The organism is Aliagarivorans taiwanensis DSM 22990 (genome assembly GCF_000429505.1).
GTDB classification, from domain to species: domain Bacteria; phylum Pseudomonadota; class Gammaproteobacteria; order Enterobacterales; family Celerinatantimonadaceae; genus Aliagarivorans; species Aliagarivorans taiwanensis.
Window position 1 is genome coordinate 77,658 of record NZ_AUBZ01000008.1, and the last position, 22,843, is coordinate 100,500.

General features: G+C 54.6%; 23 protein-coding genes. 9 read left to right on the top strand and 14 right to left on the bottom strand.

The genetic code is table 11. The features are described 5' to 3' along the window. The first annotated feature begins 20 nt into the window (after positions 1 to 20). The gene (locus tag G462_RS0107325; RefSeq protein ID WP_157378571.1) at positions 21 to 632 is read left to right on the top strand and encodes a hypothetical protein; all 612 of its coding nucleotides are present in this window, start codon (positions 21 to 23) and stop codon (positions 630 to 632) included. A 38-nt stretch (positions 633 to 670) separates the two neighbouring features. On the opposite strand, the gene G462_RS0107330 is transcribed toward G462_RS0107325, so the two are convergent. After that, positions 671 to 1,813: a glycerate kinase gene (locus tag G462_RS0107330; protein WP_026958419.1), complete on the bottom strand. Its 1,143-nt coding sequence runs from the start codon at positions 1,811 to 1,813 to the stop codon at positions 671 to 673. A 29-nt stretch (positions 1,814 to 1,842) separates the two neighbouring features. Continuing rightward, the gene (locus G462_RS0107335; RefSeq protein WP_245579540.1) at positions 1,843 to 2,763 is read right to left on the bottom strand and encodes a LysR family transcriptional regulator ArgP; all 921 of its coding nucleotides are present in this window, start codon (positions 2,761 to 2,763) and stop codon (positions 1,843 to 1,845) included. A 144-nt stretch (positions 2,764 to 2,907) separates the two neighbouring features. On the opposite strand from G462_RS0107335, the gene G462_RS0107340 reads away from it, so the two are divergent. After that, positions 2,908 to 3,522 carry a LysE/ArgO family amino acid transporter gene (locus G462_RS0107340; RefSeq protein WP_051326598.1) on the top strand — a complete coding sequence of 205 codons (615 nt, stop codon included), beginning with the start codon at positions 2,908 to 2,910 and terminating at the stop codon, positions 3,520 to 3,522. Positions 3,523 to 3,547: 25 nt separating this feature from the next. On the opposite strand, the gene G462_RS0107345 is transcribed toward G462_RS0107340, so the two are convergent. After that, a complete protein-coding gene (locus tag G462_RS0107345; protein ID WP_026958422.1) occupies positions 3,548 to 4,087 on the bottom strand; it encodes a DUF2301 domain-containing membrane protein in 540 nt (179 codons plus the stop codon). 45 nt (positions 4,088 to 4,132) lie between these two features. Then, complete coding sequence (locus G462_RS0107350) at positions 4,133 to 4,639, bottom strand: hypothetical protein (protein ID WP_035477112.1); 507 nt, start codon at positions 4,637 to 4,639, stop codon at positions 4,133 to 4,135. Between the two features lie 206 nt (positions 4,640 to 4,845). Between G462_RS0107350 and G462_RS0107355 the strand changes: the two genes are divergently transcribed. After that, positions 4,846 to 6,720, top strand: coding sequence for a PhoX family protein (locus tag G462_RS0107355; protein WP_026958424.1), 1,875 nt, complete (start codon positions 4,846 to 4,848; stop codon positions 6,718 to 6,720). A gap of 50 nt (positions 6,721 to 6,770) precedes the next feature. On the opposite strand, the gene radD is transcribed toward G462_RS0107355, so the two are convergent. Next, positions 6,771 to 8,549, bottom strand: coding sequence for a DNA repair helicase RadD (gene radD, locus G462_RS0107360; RefSeq protein WP_245579541.1), 1,779 nt, complete (start codon positions 8,547 to 8,549; stop codon positions 6,771 to 6,773). A 144-nt stretch (positions 8,550 to 8,693) separates the two neighbouring features. Next, the gene (locus tag G462_RS0107365; protein ID WP_026958426.1) at positions 8,694 to 9,641 is read right to left on the bottom strand and encodes a hypothetical protein; all 948 of its coding nucleotides are present in this window, start codon (positions 9,639 to 9,641) and stop codon (positions 8,694 to 8,696) included. Between the two features lie 314 nt (positions 9,642 to 9,955). On the opposite strand from G462_RS0107365, the gene G462_RS0107370 reads away from it, so the two are divergent. The 4 genes from G462_RS0107370 (at position 9,956) to G462_RS0107385 (ending at position 12,232) form a co-directional block, all read left to right on the top strand. Continuing rightward, positions 9,956 to 10,312, top strand: coding sequence for a hypothetical protein (locus G462_RS0107370; RefSeq protein ID WP_026958427.1), 357 nt, complete (start codon positions 9,956 to 9,958; stop codon positions 10,310 to 10,312). 79 nt (positions 10,313 to 10,391) lie between these two features. Then, positions 10,392 to 10,712 (top strand): heavy metal-binding domain-containing protein, encoded by a 321-nt coding sequence (locus G462_RS0107375; RefSeq protein ID WP_026958428.1) that lies wholly within the window; start codon positions 10,392 to 10,394, stop codon positions 10,710 to 10,712. 41 nt (positions 10,713 to 10,753) lie between these two features. Then, complete coding sequence (gene gltS / locus G462_RS0107380) at positions 10,754 to 11,977, top strand: sodium/glutamate symporter (RefSeq protein WP_026958429.1); 1,224 nt, start codon at positions 10,754 to 10,756, stop codon at positions 11,975 to 11,977. 60 nt (positions 11,978 to 12,037) lie between these two features. Further along, the gene (locus G462_RS0107385; RefSeq protein WP_026958430.1) at positions 12,038 to 12,232 is read left to right on the top strand and encodes a hypothetical protein; all 195 of its coding nucleotides are present in this window, start codon (positions 12,038 to 12,040) and stop codon (positions 12,230 to 12,232) included. A gap of 106 nt (positions 12,233 to 12,338) precedes the next feature. Here the strand turns inward: G462_RS0107385 and G462_RS0107390 are convergent, their stop codons facing one another. The 5 genes from G462_RS0107390 to ilvY all read right to left on the bottom strand — a co-directional run bounded on the left by G462_RS0107390 (position 12,339) and on the right by ilvY (position 16,349). Further along, the gene (locus G462_RS0107390) at positions 12,339 to 13,685 is read right to left on the bottom strand and encodes a class II 3-deoxy-7-phosphoheptulonate synthase (protein ID WP_026958431.1); all 1,347 of its coding nucleotides are present in this window, start codon (positions 13,683 to 13,685) and stop codon (positions 12,339 to 12,341) included. Between the two features lie 205 nt (positions 13,686 to 13,890). Further along, positions 13,891 to 14,145 carry a ubiquinone biosynthesis accessory factor UbiK gene (gene ubiK, locus G462_RS0107395; RefSeq protein ID WP_026958432.1) on the bottom strand — a complete coding sequence of 85 codons (255 nt, stop codon included), beginning with the start codon at positions 14,143 to 14,145 and terminating at the stop codon, positions 13,891 to 13,893. Positions 14,146 to 14,232: 87 nt separating this feature from the next. Continuing rightward, the gene (locus G462_RS0107400; RefSeq protein WP_026958433.1) at positions 14,233 to 14,964 is read right to left on the bottom strand and encodes a substrate-binding periplasmic protein; all 732 of its coding nucleotides are present in this window, start codon (positions 14,962 to 14,964) and stop codon (positions 14,233 to 14,235) included. 10 nt (positions 14,965 to 14,974) lie between these two features. Next, the gene (gene ybaK, locus G462_RS0107405) at positions 14,975 to 15,454 is read right to left on the bottom strand and encodes a Cys-tRNA(Pro) deacylase (protein WP_026958434.1); all 480 of its coding nucleotides are present in this window, start codon (positions 15,452 to 15,454) and stop codon (positions 14,975 to 14,977) included. 13 nt (positions 15,455 to 15,467) lie between these two features. After that, on the bottom strand, positions 15,468 to 16,349 hold the full coding sequence (ilvY, locus tag G462_RS0107410) for an HTH-type transcriptional activator IlvY (RefSeq protein WP_026958435.1): 882 nt from the start codon (positions 16,347 to 16,349) through the stop codon (positions 15,468 to 15,470). Positions 16,350 to 16,559: 210 nt separating this feature from the next. Here ilvY and ilvC point away from each other — a divergent pair, with 210 nt between their 5' ends. Beyond that, positions 16,560 to 18,041, top strand: a complete 1,482-nt coding sequence (gene ilvC, locus G462_RS0107415; protein WP_026958436.1) for a ketol-acid reductoisomerase — start codon at positions 16,560 to 16,562, stop codon at positions 18,039 to 18,041. Positions 18,042 to 18,125: 84 nt separating this feature from the next. On the opposite strand, the gene G462_RS0107420 is transcribed toward ilvC, so the two are convergent. Continuing rightward, positions 18,126 to 19,229, bottom strand: a complete 1,104-nt coding sequence (locus G462_RS0107420) for a PDDEXK family nuclease (RefSeq protein WP_026958437.1) — start codon at positions 19,227 to 19,229, stop codon at positions 18,126 to 18,128. Positions 19,230 to 19,329: 100 nt separating this feature from the next. Continuing rightward, entirely contained in the window at positions 19,330 to 20,319 is a 990-nt protein-coding gene (locus G462_RS0107425) for a succinylglutamate desuccinylase/aspartoacylase family protein (RefSeq protein WP_035477136.1), read from the bottom strand. A gap of 147 nt (positions 20,320 to 20,466) precedes the next feature. Here G462_RS0107425 and trxC point away from each other — a divergent pair, with 147 nt between their 5' ends. Beyond that, a complete protein-coding gene (trxC, locus tag G462_RS0107430) occupies positions 20,467 to 20,898 on the top strand; it encodes a thioredoxin TrxC (RefSeq protein ID WP_026958439.1) in 432 nt (143 codons plus the stop codon). A 79-nt stretch (positions 20,899 to 20,977) separates the two neighbouring features. Here trxC and putP read toward each other — a convergent pair whose 3' ends face one another. Beyond that, the gene (putP, locus tag G462_RS0107435; RefSeq protein ID WP_026958440.1) at positions 20,978 to 22,480 is read right to left on the bottom strand and encodes a sodium/proline symporter PutP; all 1,503 of its coding nucleotides are present in this window, start codon (positions 22,478 to 22,480) and stop codon (positions 20,978 to 20,980) included. Positions 22,481 to 22,843 lie beyond the last annotated feature (363 nt).

Genomic DNA, 22,843 nt, shown 5'->3' on the forward strand with positions numbered 1-22,843 from the left:
ACACCTGTAAAGATAAGCTGTTGTCCAAACCCAGCAAAAACATTATTCGGGATACGGTTGCTCGCGCACATACCATTAGCAAGGACACAGATACGCTGAGGATCACCTCTCAAACCAAGTCCGAGCTGGTTCTAAGAAAGTCCAAGGTTTCGCTGCTCTCAAAACTAATCTCAACACTATTGGTAACGCCTTTTGTTATGACAGTGGTTCTATTGATTACTTGGCATAACTGGCCAATTACCCAGCTTGATGGTCTGGTTGAGCAAATTAAAGAACAGCCTGAAAAGATGATTGCGATTGTCTTCGGCATAGTCAGTGTATTGGTAGCATTTCAGACGATTCAGGAAACCCGAAGGCTGTTGCTATTGCTAATCCATGGCGAAGGCGTGCGCTTCAACCGCTTTAATCAATCCATTGAACACAATGGCAAAGTGGCCGCCAAGTTCTCCGATATCGAGAGTGTGAAGATCCGCACCTTTAGCGGAGACGATAGCAAAGAATATCGCTTGTCTATGGCGCTAAGAGAAGGCGGAAACCTGCTGATAGAAGAAGGGTGTGAAAGAGAGAGGATCAGGGCGTTGGCGGAGGCTGTGGCCGACACGTTAGGAGTAAAAATAGAGCTTATCGAGTAACTAGGGCGCTTACTTCAGCGCCCCAACTACTAAGTCCGCTAAAACCCGCCACCCATCTTCAAGGTCGCCGCCACATTGCGTGCCGCCACCGCTAAGTTTTGCTCTGCATGGGTTAGCGCATGTTCCAAGCTACACGGCCCGGGTACCACCGAGAACACCGCATCGATACCGTGCTCGAGCACTACTTCGTAGTCGTAGCGCATACTGCCCGCTAGCGCGATCACAGGGATGTCGAACTGCTTGGCCAATTGCGCGGCGCCAAACGGGGTTTTGCCGGCAATGGTCTGGCTGTCGATACGGCCCTCTCCGGTGATCAGCAGGTCCGCGCCTTCCAGTTTGCTTTCCAGATCCACCGCTTCGGTAACGATGTTCACGCCGGGGCGTAACTCTGCCCCCATAAAGGCCACCAAGGCGGCCCCCATACCGCCTGCCGCACCGGCACCGGGTAAGTGCGCGACGTTTTGCCCCAGCTGTGTGTTGACCACCTTGGCAAAGTTGCCCAAGGCGCGATCCAGTAGCTCGACCATGTCTTGGGAGGCACCTTTTTGCGGGCCAAATACCGCCGATGCGCCATTGTCACCACACAGTGGGTTGTCTACATCGCAGGCCACTTCGATATCCACTTGTTTGAGGCGTGGGTCCAGCTCACTCACATCGATATGCGCTAGATCGATCAACGCAGCGCCGCCATCTCCTAACGGCTTGTTGAACTGATCGAAGAACTTCGCCCCAAGCGCTTTCAGCATGCCTAAGCCTGCGTCATTGGTGGCACTGCCGCCAAGGCCGAGAATCAAGCGCTTAGCGCCGCTATCGAGCGCAGCCTTAATAAGCTCACCGGTGCCGTAGCTGGAGGTTTGTCTGGGATCGCGTAACTCGGGGGGAGTCACCAAGTGCAGGCCGGATGCAGCGGCCATCTCGATCGCGGCGGTTTCGCCATCGCCGAGCATGCCGAAAAAGGCTTCCACCGATTGACCCAAAGGTCCCTGCGCCAGCACCGGCATAATCCGACCGCCAGTGGCATCGACCAGTGCTTGTACGGTGCCTTCGCCGCCATCGGCCAGTGGCACCTTGCAGTATTCGGCATCGGGATAGATCTGACGAAAACCCAGTTCGATATAGTCCGCCACTTCCATGGCGGTGAGGCTTTCTTTAAAAGAGTCGGGAGCGATAATCACTTTCATCGGCGAATTCCTTCTACGATGGTGTTGCGTTATTCCGTTGCCGTTTGTTGAGACAGCACCTGACGGGTGTATGCCCGTAAATAGTCTGTAACTTCAATCACTAAGTTACCTGCTAATTGCCAGTGATGCCAGAACAAGGGCACCCGCACCATCCGCTCGGGGCAAATATCTACCAAGGTTCCCGCCGCGAGTTGCTGCTCGACCTGAGGGCGAGCACACAGGCTATAGCCACCACTGGCCTCGGTAAGCGCCACAAAACCCTCCGAGGATCGCACCACATGGCAAGGATACTGGCCGGGCTGCAGGTCAAAGTGCTGGGAGAGAAACTGCAGCTGCATGTCGTCGTGTTGGTCGAATACCATTGCCGGGGCGAGCCGCAACGATTCAGCGCTGACGCCTTGGGCAAAGTAGCGCTCGGCAAACTCTGGGGTAGCCACACAGAGGTACTCCATGTAGCCCAGAAAGTGCGCCTCGCTACCGGCGATACCTTCTGCCCGCGAGGTTACGCAGGCGATGGCCTCGCCGCTACGCATTCGCTGCCAGGTGCGCGACTCATCTTCCACCATCAGATTCAGCACCAAACGTCCGGCGCCGAGCAAGGGCTGTAAGGCGGGAATAAACCAGGTGGCCAGGCTATCGGCATTAACCGCCAGCGGCAGGGTTTGTGGGCCTTGCTGCTGCTCAAGCTGCACCGCCAGCTCCGATTCCAACTGGCGAACCCGCTGATAGTGCCCCAATAACTGCTGGCCCAAGGGGGTTGGTCTTAGCGGCTGGGTGCGCAGCAACACCGGCTGTGCCAATAGCGTTTCCAATTGCTTGATGCGCTGACTCACCGCCCCTTGGCTTAGGTGCAGGCTGACGGCGGCCGCCTCAAAGCTTTGATGACGCAGCACCGCCTCAAGGGCTTTTAGCAGCTTGTAGTCAAGCAGCTCCAGGTTCATCCCAGACATAGACAACACTCATATTAATTTTCCTAATAACCAATAAATATTATTAGCTGCAATTAATCAAGGCGGCTGGTTATAGTGACGGCGAATACACGCAGTTATCGCTCGTGAACAAAGACGCGTGAGTAAAGAGTAAGGAAACAAGCAATGATATTGAGCAGTTATTTGAGTGGCTTAGGCCTGATGGCCGGCATGATTATGCCGATTGGTATGCAAAACGCCTTTGTGCTTAACCAAGGGATCCGCCGTCAGCATCATCTGTTTGTTGCCAGTTTCTGCTCGTTTGCCGATGTGATCTTTATGAGCATTGGCGTATGGGGCGGTGCCCGCCTGTTTGCCAGCCAGCCATGGCTGCTCTACACCATGACCATCTGCGGCAGCCTGTTCATGCTTTATTACGGCTGGCAGTGCGCGCAACGTGCGTGGCGTGGTCAATCGCAGGTTGCCAGCGCTCGCACCCAAGGGCAGTTCAAGGCGGTGCTGCTGGCCTGTATGGCCTTCACCCTGCTCAACCCCCACGTGTATATCGACACCATTTTGGTACTCGGCAGCTTTGCCGCCAACCTTACGCCGGAAGCGCGCCCGGCTTTTGTTATGGGCGGGATCACCGCATCGTTCGCTTGGTTCTTCTCGCTCTCGCTACTGGGCAGCAAGCTGGCGCCAGTGCTAAGCCGGCCGACTGCTCAGCGGATTATCGATGGGGTGATCGCGGTGATGATGCTGGGCTTGGTGGTGTTTTTGCTAAAGACCGTGTTCGCCTAGCTAAGAGCCCGTAGCTCGCCGCTGGTCAATGCTGGTACTTGCTCTTATCACCGATATCAAAATCCAGTGGTTGGCGGCACTTGGCGATGGCGATATAGCTCACCCCAAGCGCCAACACAGGCAGGGTGACAACCCTTCCCACGGCGAGTTGCGCAGCTAGCCAATCCGCCACAAAGACAATCGGCAGTAGCCGCAGCGGCCCGAACTGAAAGCAGAAGCTCTCTTTATAGCTAAGCCCTGCGGCAACCACATAACAGGCCCCCAAACTTAAACTGGCCGCCAAGGGCCAATGCCAGCGGTAGTAGATCAGCGCCAGAGCGAGCGCGCCCCAAGCCGCCAGTTGCAAAACGGCTCGCACCGGCTTGAGATAGATATGCAACTGCGCGCCGAGCATCGCCACCGATGCGACCAACAGCCACAGCGGCACTACCGCATGGCCATCCGTAAACAATGGCCAGCATCCATATAGCAAGATGGCCGCCAAACCGAGCCATGCGCCGCGGTAGAGCAACACACTCAGGCTATCGAAGGCATCCATCTGCGGGCGATGGTGGGGATCGGCCATAACTACTCCTTAGTCTTTGGTCCTTGGGCTCAATTGAGAGGTGCACTACGACCGGCTCAGGTCGCGTGCCAGAATCAAGGCTAAGCCAATGATCTGTAAAAATAAAGCTAAGTTACGGATGCGTGAGGTATGGAGCATTTGTGCGTTAATCTGCTCATTCAGGTCGAGGTTTTCCAGATAGTAATTGTCGATGCGCTCACGCAGCTCTAGCTGGATCCCCTGAATATGCTGATTCAACACCGATAAGTTACTAAGCTTGATCTCCGCGGCAGGCATATCGGGCGTCCAATAGCGCAGGTCTTGCTCGATCAGCTGGCCAACCGACGCCGGGGGAGGCGAGTCCTGCGAGACCAAGCCAAGAATTAACTCGCGTTTGCGTTCCAGCGAGTCGAGCTGCAGCCACACCTGGCGGATCAGGTTGTCGTTTTGCTGCTGTCGCTGAGACAAGACATTCGCCTCGGCCCCAGCCTCATCGATATAGAAGTTGGTAATCAGCGCAGCGATGATATTAAACAGCAGGCCAATGCCCACCAAGATTCGGGTTTGCTTCACTACTCACTCCATCAATGCTCCCGTAGAAATTATGGGTGCAACTCAGCAATTGTTCGAGTTAGCTCAGATATTTAACTCAAGCCTCGCCTGTAGTCCCTCTTATAGGCAATTAGTCTAAATCACTCATCACCTACATCTTTGCAACATAATTGCAATAAACTCTGGTTAGCTTTGTCTGGCAAATAATCAGATCCAAGGAGAGAGAAATGTCAGAACAAGACAAGCAGGACGCACAATTTACCCAGATGATTAATCGCCAACTATCACGTCGTGGTTTTCTGGGCGCGACCGCCGCATTAAGTGCTGGTGCCTTCCTAAGCCTCAACCCCGTCGCCAAGGCGATTGCAGCCGCCAGTAGCCCGCTGATTGGTTTCGACGCAGTGCCCGCATCCACAGCTGATAAGGTGGTGGTGCCAAAGGGCTACCAGGCTGAAGTGCTGATGTCTTGGGGTGACCCGATTTTTAACGGCGCGCCAGAGTTTGACCCGAGCGGCAACCAGAGCTCAGATGCACAAGCCCAGCAATTTGGTGATAACACCGATGGCATGAGCTTCTTCCAGCTTAGCGATGAGCGCGCAGTGCTGGCGGTGAACAACGAGTACATCAACATCGACCTGATGTTCGCCCACGATGGCAAGAAACTGAGCGCCGACGAAGTGCGCAAATCCCAAGCCGCCCACGGCGTCACCATCGTTGAGCTAGCGAGGACTGGCAATGGCTGGCAAATCGACAAGGGCGGCAAGCTCAACCGCCGCATCACCGCCTTTACCGAGATGGAGCTCACTGGCCCGGCCGCCGGCCATGAGCTGCTCAAAACCGCAGCCGATGCCAGCGGAACCCAAGTACTGGGCACCTTTAACAACTGTGCCAACGGCCAAACACCGTGGGGTACCTACCTGACCTGCGAAGAGAACTTCCACGGCTATTTTGGCACCGAGCAAGCGGTTGAGCTTAACGACGATTACGGCCGCTATGGCATCAAAGCCAAGCCTAGCAAATACCTGTGGCACAGCCACGATGAGCGCTTTGATGTGGCCAAGCACCCCAACGAGCCGCACCGCCATGGCTGGGTGGTGGAAATCGACCCGATGGACCCAAGCTCTACCCCGCTCAAGCGCACCGCGTTAGGTCGCTTTAAGCATGAAAATGCCGCGATGACCATCAATGGCGACGGCCATGCGGTGGTCTACTTAGGCGATGACGAGCGTGGCGAACACCTCTACAAGTTCGTCTCCAAGGGCAAGTACATAGAGGGCGACAACGCCAACAACCGCAGCTTGCTGGAAGAAGGCACCCTGTATGTAGCCAAGTTCTCCATGCAGCCCGATGCCCTGAAAGGCAAAGGCGAGTGGATCGAGCTGAGCTTTGGTAAGAATGGCCTGGATGCGAGTAACGGCTTCAATGATCAGGCCGAGGTGCTGATCTACGCTCGCCGCGCAGCCACCGTGGTCGGCGGAACCACCATGGACCGCCCTGAGTGGGTAGCAGTGCATCCGGGCAACCAGTACGTATTTTGCACCCTAACTAACAACAAAAACCGCGGCGTTAAAGACAATCAACCGGTGGGCGGTCCGAACCCACGCTCCGAGAACCACTATGGCCAGATCGTACGTTGGTCACCGGCCGGTGGCGACCACAGCAGCCATGAGTTTGACTGGGATCTCTACCTGATTGCCGGCAACCCGACCGTGCACCAAGGCAACCTCTATGCGGGCAGCGACAACATCAACAAAGACAACATGTTTAACAGCCCCGACGGTATCGGCTTCGATAAAGCTGGCCGCCTGTGGATCCAAACCGACGGCAACTACTCCAACGAGGGTAACTTCGCAGGCCAGGGCAACAACCAAATGCTGTGTGGCGACCCGATGACCGGTGAAGTGCGCCGCTTTATGACCGGCCCGATTGCCTGTGAGATCACCGGCTTGGCCTTCAGCGATGACCAACGCAGCATGTTTGTTGGCATCCAACACCCTGGTGAGAAGGGCAAACCTTCCCACTATCCTGCGGGTGGCGACAGCAAACCGCGCTCCACCATTGTGGTGGTCACTCGTGATGATGGCGGGGTGATTGGCGCATAATCTGCGTTGGAACAGTACCTAACGCAAAAGGGCCGCAATCGCGGCCCTTGTTAGTCTTGCGCAGCGGCGCTCAGCGCTTGTTCGGTCGATTCACTGAGTCCATCCAACTCGAACAACTTATGCCGGATACTCCAAAAGCGCCCCTGCTTGCGGGCGATGATAATCGCCGGGGGGCGAAAACGGTGGGCGCTATTGGCCACCTTGCTCGGGGCTGCGGTATCGAAGGGGCGATGGCGATCCACCAAATGGGCGGGCACAAAGCGCGCTAAGAAATCCTGCTTTTGGCGCTTGGTGGCGAGCTGCCAATGCTCTTTTAGCTCGGCGCCACCAGCGTCGATATAGGTCACCCGTAACTGTGGCTTACCGTATTGGTTTTTGCTGGCCTCTAAGCGCATCTCTTGGCACTGGAAGATCAGCGCGTCTTTTAGCTTGAGCGCTTCACGTAGCTTTTTATCTGGGTCGACCATCACCGCATCGCACAGGTGACAGCGGCGGGCGGCGATATCGTTATCGGTGCCGCACTCATCGCAGAACTTGGCGCGAAAGCGGTAGCCGCAGTCTTCGCGCTCACCTTCATCATCTTCCAGATAGCCCTGACAGCGGCGGCCGTAGTGCTCCACCAAAAAGCCATCGTCATCGAGAATGCCCCAAAAGTTATTGTTGAAGCCGCAGGCCGGGCAGGGAACGGTGACAATCTCCGCCTTGGAATCGGGCTTGGGCTCGCCCACCTCTGGCTGATGCAGGTCGTAGTGGTTGCCGGCGTACTCCAGTACCAAACAATCGTGCTTGCCGTCACTAAGGCGCAGTCCGCGGCCGACGATCTGCTGATAGAGGCTGACCGATTCTGTGGGGCGCAGGATTGCAATCAAGTCCACATGGGGCGCATCAAAGCCGGTGGTGAGTACCGACACATTCACCAAGTACTTAAGCTGCTGTTGCTTGAAGGATTGGATCAGCGCATCGCGCTCGGCCAACGGGGTATCACCAATAATCAGCGCCGCTTCACCTTCGGGCAGGTAACCGAGCACCTCTTTGGCATGTTCTACGGTGGCGGCGAAGATCATCACCCCTTTGCGATCACTAGCCACATCCACCACCTGCTGAATAATCTGCGGGGTAGCGCGCTTGTGCTCGGCAATCACCCGATTCAGTTCGCTGTCTTTGAAGTAGCCGTTTTTAGAGGGATGCACGCTGGAGAAGTCGTAGCCCAGCACCGCCATATCCATGATCTTGGCTGGGCACAAAAAGCCCTCATCCAGCAGGTAGGCAATCGGCAGCTCGAAGATGCAGTCTTTAAAAAAGCGCGGGTCTTCGCTGCGCACCAAACCGCGGGTGTGGTATTGGTAGAGCCAACCCATCCCTAAGCGATAAGGCGTGGCTGTCAGCCCGAGGATTTTAAGCTGCGGATTGACCTCCTGCAGATGGCTAATGGCCCGGCGATAGCTGGAGTTTTTATCATCCGGCACCCGGTGGCACTCGTCGATCACCAGTAGCGAGAACTCTTTGGCGAAGCGATCCAGGCTCTTCACCATCGATTGCACCGAGGCAAACACCACCTTGTCGTCACTCTCTTTGCGCCCTAAACCTGCTGAGAAGATGCCCGCGCTAAGATCGTAGCTCTCGTATTTGGCATGGTTTTGCTCCACCAGCTCTTTAACATGAGTAAGCACTAACACACGCCCACGCGCAATGCGCGCCAGCTCGGCAATCACCAAGCTCTTACCCGCCCCAGTGGGCAAACAGAGCAAGGCCGGCGCATCGTTTTTGCGGAAATAGTCGATGGTGGCGCGAACGCAATCTCGCTGGTAGGGACGAAGGGTGTACATCAATCTGGCGCTTGTGAAGTTGGGGCCTCAGTGTATCGACTGGGCCTAGATTCTACAAACCCATACCTACAACCCCCTACCACCCAAAGCGCGGGCAAGAAAAAAGCGGGCAGTGCCCGCTTTAGAGTTAGTTTAGGAGGCTTAACCCTAGGCTTGCATGCGGCGGCTCAAACCTGCAAGCGCTAATAGCACCAAAGCGAACACCAACACGGTACGTGGCTCACTGACATCAGCAGGCTCCGAGGGGTCACGCGCCCAAAAGTTGATGTGGGAGATACCAGCAAAACCGTTTCTCCCTAAATCGGCCGTCGATAGAGTGCCGGACAACTCGTAGGGAGTCAGGAAGTTTAGGGTACTGCCGGGATTGGCACTCAGCTCTTGAGCAAAGATATCGTTGAAGTCAAAGTCGTAAACGGTGAAACCATTTGCGGCCTTGATCGAGATAGCCAAGTGGTCGAAGGTCGCTTCTCCGAGGATAGCCTGAACGTCTTGAATAATGTCCAGCTTAGTGGTCAGCGTCCAGTTGCAAATCGCGTTCTCACCGTCTGTTTCACCATCTTTATCGGTACATTGATCGATGGTAATGGTTAACAGGTCACCGATGTTTAGGCTACCAACACCTTCTATCGATACACTGTCATAGGTGGCTTCGAGGGCCCCATTAAAGTGTGCGAGGTGGATCCAGCCTGGGTCGGTAAAGGTGCCGTCATCTGCGAAATCTTGATAGTCTTCAGGGTCGATAAACTCAGAGCCGTCGAAGAATGCCGGCTTCTTCTCAGTTCCACCGCCATTCAACAAGCCGTTACCTTCCAGACCCACGTTGTAGTACTCGATACCATCGATCTCTTCGACAAACGGCTGATAAGCTGCGCCATCATCATTGCCTTCGTTCCCGATGCAACTACTGGAGTCGTAACTGCGGGGAGCGATAAGGCTAGGATCGGCTGGCAGACCATCCACAAAAGAGATCGCTCGGATGGAGTCGAGGGTGACGGATCCCAAATCACAGGACCCATCGGATCCGATCACTTTAGCGTGGCCAATTTGGCTATAGGCCATCAACACTGAGACTATCGCGATAAACCAACGTTTCATTTTCTGTTGTCCTTTCGCAGCACATTCTATATTAAGCGTAGCAATGCATTAATCATTCCAAGATGAAATATATAAATAAATCATATAGTTTTAATGCGCTCACTGTTTGTATCCCAGAAAGCTGTAAAAACTCTGACAGTCTTTTACTGATCTAATTTTCTTTATCTATCAAATATTTATTGATAGCCACTTAGAGGTAGTTGACGCATCAAAGTGGTCGATTCAGCCCCCTAAAAACCGCTTGTAATCTTCTGCAACCCACGCTTTAATGGTAACGATTCTCATTTACACAAGTCAATTAAGCAGAGGCCGTTATGGAACAATGGAAAGCACTGATCGATGAAGGCAACGGCTACTACCAGCGGGGGATCTACCGCGGGGCCTTTGCTTACTACAGTTGGGCGGCCCGGCTGGCCGAGCGCCATCTGCTGGACCGGCTAACCAGCGAAGAGGTGCTGTTTGCCTATGTGGTGAGCCATCAAAACATCTCTGATTCTCAACGTGCGCTGGAGCGCCATGATGACGCGCTCGAAACTCTTAACACGCTACTGGCCCGGCTCTCCACCCTGCTGTATGCCGATGGCCTGTCTTGGGCGATGAAGCTGGCAGCCTGCAATCTCTCCAACAAGGTGTATCAGCAGCTTCGTCATTATCAGTATCAAGCTAACTAAGGCTTAAAGCTAGGTCTTGAAGCACTGTGTCCAGCAGGACTACTATCAGCAACAAGCCCCTTTGGACATGGAGTTCCCTATGCAGCTTTCAACCACCCCTCAGGTTTATGGCAAACAGATCGTGCATCACTTCGGCGTGGTCACCGGTGAGGCGATCCTCGGTGCCAATGTGTTTAAAGACTTCTTTGCCGGGATCCGCGATATCGTGGGCGGTCGCGCCGGTGCCTACGAGAAAGAACTGGCTAAGGCGCGCGAGATTGCCTTTTCCGAGATGCAGCAGCAAGCCGCCGATATGGGCGCTAACGCTATTGTCGGTATCGATATCGACTATGAAACGGTGGGTGCGCAAGGCGGCATGCTGATGGTCAGTGTTAGCGGCACCGCTGTCAGAGCCGAGTAACCCGACTACGCTTAGGGAACGCTTTTAGTCGGAGCTTCCCTATGCCTAACAGCTACACCTTCTCAGAACTGGAATCGTTTTTAGTCGCCATTGCAGTGTTGTTTCTGGGGCGATTTATCGCATCCAAGGTCAGCCTGTTAGAGCGCTACAACATCCCCGAACCGATTATTGGCGGCCTGGTGGTCGCCTTTGCCGTGGTGCTGATGCGCCAGTTCGGCATTGAGGTTAACTTCCAACTGCCCCTGCAAGACACCCTGATGCTGATGTTCTTTAGCACTGTGGGGCTGGCCGCCAACTACAAGCTACTGGCCAAGGGCGGTGCCAAGGTGTTTATCTTCCTCGGAGTGGCGATGCTGTTTATCGTGGTGCAGAACGCCATTGGCGTGAGTATGGCCAGCGCACTGGGGCTAGAGCCGCTGCTGGGCTTGATTGCCGGCTCCATCTCGCTCTCCGGCGGCCATGGCACCGGAGCTGCCTGGGCACAAACCTTTGCTGAAGACTACGGCCTGCAAACCCTCGAGCTCGCCATGGCTGCAGCTACCTTTGGGCTGGTGATGGGCGGGATCATTGGTGGCCCGGTGGGGCAGCGCTTGGTGCGCCGACGCGAGCTGAACTCTGACTATGGCAACGACCACCGCCACCACGAGCAATATCCCGACTTGGTGACCTTCGATCGTAAAGAAGAGGAGCGTGTCACCGCCACCAGCCTCAGTGAAACCCTGTTTGTGATGCTGTTTTGTGTGGCCGGGGCCAAGTTAGTGGGCGAGGCGATCAATCAGCTGCAGATCAGCGCCTTGCGCATGCCCGATTTCGTTTACGGTCTGTTTATTGGGGTGTTTATTGCCAATGCACTGGAGCTCAGTGGCAAGTACAAGCTGCACAGCGAGAGCCTGGATGCCATGGGCACCCTTAGCCTGTCACTGTTTTTGTCGATGGCGCTGATGAGCCTGCGGCTTTGGGAGATCTTCGACTTGGCCCTGCCGCTGCTGTTGATCCTGTTTGTGCAGACCATCACGCTGATGGTGTTTGCCTACATCGTCACCTTCCGTTTTATGGGCAGCAACTACGATGCGGCGATCATCAGTGGCGGCCATTGTGGCTTTGGTTTGGGCGCTACCCCGACCGCGGTAATGAATATGAGCGCCTTGGTGGCGCGTAATGGGCCGTCGCCGCAAGCCTTTATGGTGGTGCCAATCGTGGGGGCCTTCTTTATCGATATCGTGAACCTGATCGTACTTCAGTTCTATATCGGCTGGCTGACGTAGATCGCTGTTGGCGACTGCCACGTAATGAGTCTGTGAGGCACTGTCTACGAGGAAGCTATCATGGACCAAACTAAAGCGCGTACCGGCATGCGTTGCATCTATGACCATGGCTATGCGGTGATCGATCGCATCGACAAGATCAATCGCTTAGCGATTATCCGCGACCAACATACCGGGGAGTTTCACACCCGCTCCATGAATGAGCTATTCCCCGACGACGATCAGTACCATTGCCGCCACGACCAGTATTACTAGTCGCCGCGGGCTGCGCTAACGCATAACGAGAGTGTTACGGTAAATCACAGGCATAAAAAAACCACATCCTCGGATGTGGTTTTTTCGTATCAGGCGCTACTAGCGATTAACGGGCAGCCTTGATGTGATCAGCAATCAAGAAGGCCAGCTCCAAGGCTTGGTCGGCATTCAGGCGCGGGTCACAGTAGGTGTGGTAACGGGCCGCCAGGTCATGTTCAGTGATCTGGAAGGCGCCACCGACACACTCGGTCACGTTGCGACCGGTCATCTCGAAGTGAACACCACCGCCGTAGGTACCTTCCGATTTGTGGATCTGGAAGAACTGCTGCACTTCGCGCAGGATGTCATCCACTCGGCGAGTCTTGTAGCCGTTTGGCGCTTTTACGGTGTTGCCGTGCATTGGGTCACAGCTCCACACCACTTGCTTGCCTTCACGCTCAACCGCACGCACCAGCTGAGGCAGGTGATCGGCCACGTTGTCGGCGCCCATACGAATAATCAGGTTCAAGCGACCCGCTTCGTTCTCTGGGTTGATGGTGTCGATGATACGTAGCAGCTCGTCTGGATCGGTGGTAGGACCGGCTTTCAGGCCAATCGCGTTTTCTACGCCACGCAGGAACTCGATGTGAGCGTGGTCTGGCTGGCGAGTACGGTCACCAATCCACAGCATGTGGGCTGAACAGTCGTACCAACGGCCAGTCAGGCTGTCTTTGCGAGTCAGCGCCTGCTCGTAAGGCAGCAGCAAGGCTTCGTGCGAAGTGTAAAGGGTGGTCTCACGCAGCTGCGGGGCATTCTGGGTGTTGATGCCACAGGCCGCCATAAAGGCCAGCGCCTCTTCGATGCTGTTGGAGATGTTCTCATAGCGCTCGCCCAGCGGGCTCTTGGCGATGAAGTCCAGGTTCCATTTGTGAACCTGATTCAAGTCGGCCAAACCGCCGTTAGCAAAAGCACGCAGCAAGTTTTGGGTAGAGGTGGACTGATGGTAAGCCTTGAGCATACGTTCTGGATCCGGCACCCGGCTCTTCTCATCAAAGTTGATCGCATTGATGATGTCGCCACGGTAAGAAGGCAGGCTTACACCATCGACTTCTTCCATATCGGCACTACGTGGCTTAGCGAACTGACCGGCGATACGGCCCACTTTCACTACCGGCTTCTGACCACCAAAGGTCAGTACCACAGCCATCTGCATCAGTGCTTTGAAGGTGTCGCGGATATGACTGGTCTGGAACTCATCAAAGCTCTCGGCACAGTCACCGCCTTGCAGCAAAAAGGCTTCGCCACGGGCAACCTTGGCCAGGTCGTCACGCAGGGCACGCGCTTCACCGGCAAACACCAGCGGAGGCTGTGCAGCAAGTTCTTTTTCTACGGCTTCCAGCGCTGCCTGATCAGGGTAGCTGGGCAATTGCTTAACTGGCTTACTACGCCAGCTCGAGGGGCTCCATTCACTCATCTATGTTGTCCACGCATTGTTTTAATTGGCCTAACATAATAGGCATTCTGACAATGATGAAAAGCTTTAACGTAAATTAAGCGAAAAATAGCCCGGATAAGCCTGTCAAAGCAGGAATTGAAGGGGAATGGGTAGTGTGTTGATGGGGGGATTTGCCAGACAAATTAGCCGTATCTGGCAAATGGTTTAGCGGCGACAGACGGGGTTACTCTTTCTCCGCCAAGCGCGCTTCCAGCTCTTCGACTTTTTTCTCCAGCTCTTCGAGCTTAGTGCGCGTGCGCAGTAGCACTTGGGTTTGCACTTCGAAGTCTTCGCGGTTGACTACATCTAGTTGGCTTAGTTTAGCCTGCACGACCTGCTTAACTTTGCGTTCGAACTCTTCGCCCGCGCTTTTCAGGCCCGGTGGCACCAGCTCGCTGACTTGCTTGGCAATCTCTTCTATTTTGTTGGGGTTGATCATCTACGTCTCCTTGTTTTGCGCCATTGTAGCCAAGCTGTATATGCCCCTCAAGCCATGCTGAGGGCAGCGTTTCCAGCTCAGTATTTCCTAAGGCTCAATGACTGCGACAGTCGGCTGCAGTGAGAACAGCTCAGTCAGCTCTCCACTGCTGCGCATTTGTCGCAAGGCCTTAGCCAGCGCATCGGCTTGCTGCTGTTGATGGGATTGTCGCGACCAGTACAAATGCGCACTGGGGCGAGAGAGCACGTACACCGGCATAATCTCACTGCCATCCCAACCGAGCTCATCAAGCGAGTGGAATATGGCGTAGTCGGTGGCCACCATCACATCGATACGACCAAGTTTGAGCATCTCCAGGCCTTGTGCTGTACTGATGAAGGTTTTCCTGCTGATGTGGGGGTTGTCATCGATGGCCGGGCCATAACGCGAGCCCCGGATAACACCGACCCGCTTACCTCTGAGCTCGTCTGGCGCTTGAATGGGAAGCGCACCTTTAAGCGCAACCGCCACCACCTGTAAATCAAGGATCTTACCCAGATCGACACCAATCTGCTCGGCCCCGGGGCTGGCAAACATCACGGCAAAATCCACAGAGCCAGCGGTAAGATCGCGGATCACACGGGGATAGGGGCGGATGGAGTTCACCAGCTCATAACCGGCAAGCTCAGAGACTCGCTCACTGAAGTCCACCAGCAAGCCTTGAGCCTGACCACGCTCATCGGTGTAGCCCCAAGGCTTTACCGAGCTGGTCGAAAACACCACTTGTTCAGCGAACGCCGCAAACTGGAACAAGCAAACAACAAGTACAACTACACGCATAAGCTTGAGTCTAGGCGCTGGTGCTTAGCGAAGTAAATTGCCCTTTAGTAATAGAAGCCAGTAGCTGAGCGTTAAGCCCAACACTCAATCCGCGCTTACCGGCACTCACATAGATCTGAGCAAACTGCTCGGCGCTGTCATCGATAAAGGTCGGTAGCAGTCGCTTTTGCCCAAGCGGGCTGATACCGCCTTTCACATAGCCGGTGGTACGCTCGGCCAGATTAAGCTCGCACATACTCATCTTTTTGATGCCCGCGGCTTTGGCCAGCTTCTTTAGATCGAGCTGGGCGCTCACCGGGACTACCGCCACCACCATATTGCGCGGTTGGCTATCGTCGTTGGCGAGCAGGGTTTTAAACACCTGCGCTTCGGGCAGGCCGAGCTTTTCGGCGCTGGCTTGGCCAAAGTTACCCAGCTTGGGATCGGCTTTATATTCGAGAAGCTCAAACTCGGCCTTGGCTTTTTTGAGAAGTTGTACTGCGGGGGTCATGGTTCATCCTTGTCTAACTACGAGAAGCAATCTGCCAAAAACGCTGCATCAATGGCTCGTGCAGCCGTTTGCTTAGCATACAGATCCCAAGGTCGAAGGGCACGATCTCGATACCCAGTTGCAGGCTCTCGATGCGCTCGCGCACCGGGCTATTCTCCACCACCACTTCCGGGGCAATGCCCACGCCACTGCCCAACGCTACCATACTGACGATGGCCTCATGCCCCACCACCTTGGCATAGACATTGGGTTGCACCCGCATCTGGGTAAACCAGTTGTCGATGCGCGAGCGGGCTGGGCCGTGCTCCGGCAAAATAAAGGGGATCTTCTCCCAGGGGATCGGCCGCTGTTCCAGCAAACGGCGCACATTGCAGCTTACAGTGGGGGCGATAATCGACAGCGGCACCTTGCTAATACTGGCAAAAGCCATGTTCAGTGGCAGGCTATCTGGGCGGGCCGCCAAGGCAATATCCACCTCGCCCTGCTCGACCTTTTGCACCGCGAGTGCTACATCGCCGGTCACCAACTTGATGTCAGCATTGGGGCAGACCAAACGGTACTTATCGAGAATATCCGGCAGATGGCTGTAGCTGGCGGTCACCGAGCAATACAGCTTAAGCTCGCCGCTCAACTCGCTGCTTTGCAGGGCCAGATCGCTCTGTAGCATCCGCCACTGCTCCAGCCAGTCCTCAGCAAAGCGGCGAAAACGTCGCCCGGCCGGAGTCAGCTTTACGCTGCGTTTATCGCGAAACAGCAGCTCAGCGCCTAATTCCTCTTCCAAGCGTTGCACCACCCGACTAAGGGTTGAAGGGCTCACATGCATCGCCTGACTGGTTTTGCTGAAGTGCAGGCTGCCGGCTAGGTGTAAGAACAGTTCGCAGCTACGTTGGTCCATAAAACTCCCTGTTAGCTGGGTTGTATTTCATTTTCTGCAATACACTATCGCAAATAATTCATTTTACGCAATGCAATCCCCCTCGTATAGTGAGGTCACTGCGAAAACAGACTCGATAAAGAGCAGGGCTTTAACAACAACCACCGCCCACATCGCAAACACAACACGTAACCTGTCATTTTTTGGATTAGCATCAACACGGAGTTAATGATGGCCAACTATTTCAACACCCTTAGCCTTCGCCAGAAGCTTGATCAACTTGGTCGCTGCCGTTTTATGGATCGCAGCGAATTTGCCAACGGCTGTGAGTTCATCAAAGGCTGGAACATTGTCGTGGTCGGCTGTGGCGCACAAGGTCTGAACCAAGGCCTGAACATGCGTGACTCTGGCCTGAACATTTCTTACGCCCTGCGCGAAGCGGCCATCAAAGAGAAGCGAGCTTCTTTTGTTCAAGCGACCGACAACGGCTTTAAAGTGGGTACCTATGAAGAGCTAATCCCAGAAGCTGACATGGTTCTTAACCTGACTCCAGACAAGCAGCACAGCAACGTTGTTGAAACTGTTATGCCGCTGATGAAAGAAGGCGCAACTCTGGCTTACTCACACGGTTTCAACATCGTGGAAGAAGGCATGCAGGTTCGCCCAGACATCACTGTGGTAATGGTTGCACCTAAGTGCCCAGGTACTGAAGTACGTGAAGAGTACAAGCGTGGCTTTGGTGTACCGACCCTGATTGCGGTTCACCCAGAGAACGACCCTAAAGGCGATGGCCTTGAAATCGCTAAGGCTTACGCCTCTGCCACCGGCGGTGACCGCGCAGGCGTACTGGAAAGCTCCTTCGTTGCCGAAGTGAAATCTGACCTAATGGGTGAGCAAACCATCCTGTGTGGTGTACTGCAAACCGGTGCTATCTTGGCCTACGACAAGATGGTAGCTGAAGGCATCGACGCGGGTTACGCCTCAAAACTGATTCAATTCGGTTGGGAAACCATCACCGAAGCACTTAAGCACGGTGGTATCACCAACATGATGGATCGCCTGTCTAACCCAGCGAAAATCAAGTGTTTCGACCTGGCTGAAGAGCTGAAAGACACCATGCGTCCGCTGTTCGAGAAGCACATGGACGACATCATCGAAGGCGAGTTCTCGCGCACCATGATGGCCGACTGGGCAGCTGGCGACGCCAACCTGCTGAAATGGCGTGAAGAAACTGGCCAAAGCGGCTTCGAGAACGCGCCAGTATCTGACGTAGAAATCACCGAGCAAGAGTACTTCGACAAAGGCATCCTGTTGGTAGCGCTGGTTAAGTCTGGCGTAGAGTTGGCCTTCGAGACCATGGTGGCTGCCGGCATCATCGAAGAGAGCGCCTACTACGAGTCACTGCACGAGACTCCGCTGATTGCCAACACCATCGCCCGTAAGCGCCTGTACGAGATGAACGTGGTTATCTCTGACACCGCCGAGTACGGCTGCTACCTGTTCTCACACGCTGCCGTGCCACTGCTGCGCGACAAAGTGAACAACATGAGCCTGGAGTACATCGGTAAAGGCTTCGAGGAAGCTGACAACGGCGTAGACAACATGCGTCTTATCGAAGTTAACCAAGCCATCCGTGAGCACTCAGTTGAGTGGGTAGGCGCAGAGCTTCGTGGCTACATGACCGATATGAAGAAGATTGCTGTTGGTGGCTAAACGCTAACTGAATCTTTGGAATATTAAAGCCCCGCACCTGCGGGGCTTTAAGTTTATGGCCCTTTGATAGGCAAAACTGCCAGACTAATCTGCATCAACAGAAAGCATTTCAACGGCCTCCACGAACTTAGAGACTGCCCCAAAGGTAAAGGGGAAAATGGTTACCTGATACATCTTTGGTGAAAGGGAAGACTTTTTACTCTCTATTTTCACTTTTTTGCTATCGTGTATTCCCAGCAAGCCCTCAAGCTTGCCACTCTCAATATGCTGATAAGTAGATTCCGAGGAGTGAATTTGGTGCCTGACCAGCGTCCATGTATCCGGGTTAATGAATATTTGGATATACATTGACGTCGACTTATACAGAGCGAAACCTAACGTGTTCTCTCTCGCTGTAATGTCTCTTTTGCTCAGTTCCTCAAACAAACTATCCAGCATCTCCCGTTGTTCTGCTTCCAATGCATCAAACCTTGCGCGCATAGCTTCGACGGACGCAGAACTATCTCGGCTTGCTTCAGCAATCAAGGGGATTTGCGGTAAGTAAGCATAGCTACGCCAGATGATTTTGCTGATCATCTCCCCCGCTGATTGTCTTAAGTCCATAAGGAGAAAGTCGTATTGCCGCGCAGTACGCTCTGAAAAGGACATTAGCTGCATTAGATTACGGATTGCTTGGGCGTTGAAGTTATTGCTTGGTGCAGGAGAGCAGAGAATCACAACCCGGCAGATGCCTGCTTTTATGTTGTATTCTAAGCGCGAGTAAAACTGGCGTTTCCAATCGTCAAGCCGCTTACCGCTTAACAACTTATCGTCTGCCAAGCGCCCGACTACATCCTCCCAGATAATCCCGGCCTTGTGCAGATACCCGGTAAATGCAGAGATGAATTCTTGCCCCTGATAATGAACAAATTGATTCTGCATATCAGAGGCATAGTTTAACGCCTGAGGATAAACCTCTCTTTTTAGGCGGCCATCACAATAGCGTTTACATTCAACAAATGTGAGCACACCATTGATATCAACGTACAAGTTATCTACCGCCCCGCTGGCTAGAGGCAGCTCCCTGCCCAACGAGACTAACTGAGGTGTATCGCAGCATAATGTAGGGCTGATCTCAGGAATGCCTGAGAGTATTAAATCGGGGTTCTGATGGACTAACTCTTGAAGATCGCTTTCCTTTGCAAACATCCCTACCCTCACGCACTATGCTCTGCACTCAAGCCGACTAAGGCCCCACGCTAAGCCTGATAATACCAGTAAAGACTTTCAGCTTAAAAACTTGGCTCTCTTACTTACACAGCAGCTTCACTACCAGCGCCCCGGCATCGCGGATAGGATCGGTATTGAGCGACACCACCCAGCCCGGTACTTTAGCTTGATAGCGGCGCAGCTCTCGCCCCCAAGCGTCATAGTGCACCGCCAGCTCTTGGCCGACCTCCACTTGCTCTAGCAGCTGCACCGAAGGGATCACAAAGCCGCCTCCCTCTGCGCGATGGGTCGACAGCTTGGTGCCTTCGATACAAGGTGGCACGTGGCTGTCAAAACCTTCCTGCATGTTGTGTTCCGCCAAGATCCTCCGAATGCCCTCTACCGCGCGCTGGATCAGCAGCGGCTGATACTGCTTGCCCTCGCCCACCTCCACGGTGATACACGGCACGCCGATGCGATTCATCTCGGTTTCCAACACCCCTTTCTCGCCGGGATCGTCCAGCAGCATATCCGGCCCCATCAGCTTGGCCATTTGCTGCGCGGCCGGCACCCGGTAATCGGCAAAGACAAACAGTGGATAGTTACAGCTGCGGGTTTGGCTGTGCAGGTCGATGGCCATATCGAAACCCAGCGAGAAAAGCTTTTGCCACAGCTCAGCCACCAAGCGTTGGTTGCCACAACCGGCGGCGCTGCCGGGGAACAGGCGATTGATATCGTGATAGGCCGCCTCGGGGTCACTGCTATAGCTCTCTCGGCGATGCAGCAGCGCACCGCTTTGGTTGATGATAGGCGCCACCACCACCGTACCCATTAGCAACTTGCCGCTCAACACTTGAGCAATGCCGTGGGCGGTCAGCATCCCGTTGGTTTCGTCGCCATGCACGCCGGCGCTGATTAACAGCTTCGGGCCGGCAGCTTGGGCTTTGAATACCCGCAGCGGCACACGGCGCGGCAGCCCCAAGCCATTGGTTTGTAGCTGCAGCTCGAAGCAGTGCCCGCCGGGGCTTAGTGCATCAAGATCCAGAGTATTGATAATCGAAGTGGCAGACAGGGCCTGGCTAGTATCCATAAACAACATGTTTCGCGCAGCAGCGCGTCCTTGCAACGGGGGCTTATTTGGTATCGATTAGTCACAGCTATCAATCGGATTGTTTTAAACGCTTGGGCCTGAGAAAAGCAGTTCCCTACACTACAAGCAGATTGAAGGAGCCAAACTATGACGAGTTTTATCACCCGCTGCCCCCACTGCCAAGCACAAAACCGAATCGCCACCGAGCGACGTGAAGAACATGCGGTATGCGGCAAGTGCAAGCGACCGCTAATGGACGGTGCGCCAATTACCCTCACTCAGGATAATTTCGCCGCACTCACCGAGAGCGAACAGCCGATTGTGGTCGATTTCTGGGCCGAATGGTGCGGCCCCTGTAAGCAGTTCTCACCAGTGTTCAGCGCGGCCGCCGAGCAAAACCAAGGCAAGCTGCGCTTCGGAAAGATCAACACCGAGCACCAGCAAGCACTGGCTGCACAATTTGCGATTCGCAGCATCCCCACCTTGATGGTGTTTAAACAAGGTGAGGTGGTTGCTCAGTTAAGTGGTGCATTGCCACCCGCGCAGTTCCAGCAATGGCTGGATCAAAACGCTGGATAATAAGAGCTCGAATACAACAAAGCCCCTCAATGAGGGGCTTTGTTTTTCTAGCTAACTATTTAAGCTAACTACAAAGTAGTTAGTCCAAATCCACCAGCGCCTGCTCAAACGCAGCAAACTGCTTGGTGGTCTCTTCGCTTGGCTTGCCCAGCTTGCTCACGCCGATAATCGCGGCGGTGGCTAGCACAAACCCGGGTACAATTTCATACAGGTCGAAGATTGATGCTTCCGCGCCACGCAAGGTTGGCCAGATCACGACGGTAGCACCGCCAACCACGATACCCGCCAGCGCGCCATTGCGAGTCATATCCTTCCAGAACACACTCAGTAGAACGGCAGGACCAAAGGCGGCACCAAAGCCTGCCCAGGCGTAAGACACCAAGCCGAGCACGGTGTTATCGGGCGTGAGAGCCAGTACACAGGCGATCACCGCAATCACGATCACGCCAATGCGCCCTACCATTACCACTTCCTTGGTGCTGGCTTGTGGGCGGATCACCTGCTTGTAGAAATCCTCCGCCAAGGCCGATGAGGATACCAATAGCTGTGAATCAGCGGTGCTCATAATCGCCGCCAAGATAGCCGCCAGCAGAATACCGGCAATCACCGGATGGAACACCGCATTCACCAGCAGCATAAAGATGGTTTCGCCGTCTTTTAGCGCGCCGCCATGATGGGCATTCACATACAAAATACCCACCAGGCCAACCGCCATGGCGCCCAGCATCGACAGGCCAGTCCAGATCACCGCGATACGACGCGCAGTTGGTAGCTCGGCATTACAACGAATCGCTTTAAAACGCGCCAGAATATGCGGCTGACCGAAGTAGCCCAGACCCCAAGCCAGTAGCGAGATTGTCGCCATTACCGAAAGTGGCGTGCCTTCAACATCGGTAAACAGGTTCATTAGCGCGGGGTTCGTGGCGTTTACATCAGCCACAAGATTGAAATCGTTGATCATGGTGGCCGCAATTGGCACCAGTAGCAGCGCAGCCGCCATTAGCAGGCCTTGGATTAAGTCGGTCCAGCTCACTGCCAGAAAACCACCGAACAGGGTGTAGGACACTACGCACACGGTACCAACAACCACCGCAGTGGTGTAGTTCAAGCCAAATACGGTCTCGAATAACTTACCGCCAGCAACCAAGCCAGAGCTAGTGTAGAACAAGAAGAACAGCAGGATGAAGAAGGCAGAAATCAGCTGAATCGCCTTACTGTTATCGTTGAAACGGCGCGACAGATACTCCGGCAGGGTCAGCGCATTATCGGCCACGATGGAGTAGGTGCGCAGGCGCTTGGCAGTAAGCAGCCAGTTAAGCCACGTGCCCACCAACAGGCCGATGGCGATCCAGCTGGCGCTCAAGCCAGAGGCAAAAGCCGCACCGGGCAAGCCCAGCAGCAGCCAGCCGCTCATATCGGAGGCGCCGGCAGACAGCGCGGTTGGCCATGGGCCGAGGCTACGGCCGCCAAGGAAGTAGTCGGCGGATGATTTGGTTCGTCGGTACGCGACAACCCCGATGCTCAGCATCATGGCCAGGTACGCGATAAAGGTGGCGCTGATCGCACCGCTATTCTCGATCATAATTCCCTCTAATGCCCAGCGTTGACCTGCCGGGACTTGCTATGTTGTGTGTTGTATTGCTCTGAGTGCTAGCCGCTCCTTTGGCTGGCTTTGCTTGGCCAATTACCACCCTGCCCGGTTGTTATTGGATGCATCCATTCGCGAAATCGCAGTTGTTGCAGCATGGCGCAGAGTAAGACTCCTGCGTCTGCCGGCATGGGGATGACGAGGCCCTGAGCATAGCTAGCCGCTACTGTTTTAAGGCCTGTTGACCATTTGCACCTAAGTTTGCTGCCTTGGCGCTCTATCGGCTTTGGCGCAGCAGTGTTTTCCGATTCGCCTCAGGGTCGCCGCTAGTAAACTTAAGCAAGCCTCTGAAGTACA

Coding starts and splice junctions, on each gene's coding strand:
- G462_RS0107425 (WP_035477136.1), bottom strand. CDS start 20,319: ATGGATACTAGCCAGGCCCTGTCTGCCACTTCGATTATCAATACTCTG.
- ilvY (WP_026958435.1), bottom strand. CDS start 16,349: ATGGACCAACGTAGCTGCGAACTGTTCTTACACCTAGCCGGCAGCCTG.
- G462_RS0107345 (WP_026958422.1), bottom strand. CDS start 4,087: ATGGCCGATCCCCACCATCGCCCGCAGATGGATGCCTTCGATAGCCTG.
- trxC (WP_026958439.1), top strand. CDS start 20,467: ATGACGAGTTTTATCACCCGCTGCCCCCACTGCCAAGCACAAAACCGA.
- G462_RS0107370 (WP_026958427.1), top strand. CDS start 9,956: ATGGAACAATGGAAAGCACTGATCGATGAAGGCAACGGCTACTACCAG.
- G462_RS0107335 (WP_245579540.1), bottom strand. CDS start 2,763: ATGTCTGGGATGAACCTGGAGCTGCTTGACTACAAGCTGCTAAAAGCC.
- G462_RS0107340 (WP_051326598.1), top strand. CDS start 2,908: ATGATATTGAGCAGTTATTTGAGTGGCTTAGGCCTGATGGCCGGCATG.
- ybaK (WP_026958434.1), bottom strand. CDS start 15,454: ATGACCCCCGCAGTACAACTTCTCAAAAAAGCCAAGGCCGAGTTTGAG.
- putP (WP_026958440.1), bottom strand. CDS start 22,480: ATGATCGAGAATAGCGGTGCGATCAGCGCCACCTTTATCGCGTACCTG.
- G462_RS0107390 (WP_026958431.1), bottom strand. CDS start 13,685: ATGAGTGAATGGAGCCCCTCGAGCTGGCGTAGTAAGCCAGTTAAGCAA.
- G462_RS0107365 (WP_026958426.1), bottom strand. CDS start 9,641: ATGAAACGTTGGTTTATCGCGATAGTCTCAGTGTTGATGGCCTATAGC.
- ubiK (WP_026958432.1), bottom strand. CDS start 14,145: ATGATCAACCCCAACAAAATAGAAGAGATTGCCAAGCAAGTCAGCGAG.
- ilvC (WP_026958436.1), top strand. CDS start 16,560: ATGGCCAACTATTTCAACACCCTTAGCCTTCGCCAGAAGCTTGATCAA.
- gltS (WP_026958429.1), top strand. CDS start 10,754: ATGCCTAACAGCTACACCTTCTCAGAACTGGAATCGTTTTTAGTCGCC.
- G462_RS0107420 (WP_026958437.1), bottom strand. CDS start 19,229: ATGTTTGCAAAGGAAAGCGATCTTCAAGAGTTAGTCCATCAGAACCCC.
- G462_RS0107375 (WP_026958428.1), top strand. CDS start 10,392: ATGCAGCTTTCAACCACCCCTCAGGTTTATGGCAAACAGATCGTGCAT.
- G462_RS0107355 (WP_026958424.1), top strand. CDS start 4,846: ATGTCAGAACAAGACAAGCAGGACGCACAATTTACCCAGATGATTAAT.
- G462_RS0107330 (WP_026958419.1), bottom strand. CDS start 1,813: ATGAAAGTGATTATCGCTCCCGACTCTTTTAAAGAAAGCCTCACCGCC.
- G462_RS0107385 (WP_026958430.1), top strand. CDS start 12,038: ATGGACCAAACTAAAGCGCGTACCGGCATGCGTTGCATCTATGACCAT.
- G462_RS0107400 (WP_026958433.1), bottom strand. CDS start 14,964: ATGCGTGTAGTTGTACTTGTTGTTTGCTTGTTCCAGTTTGCGGCGTTC.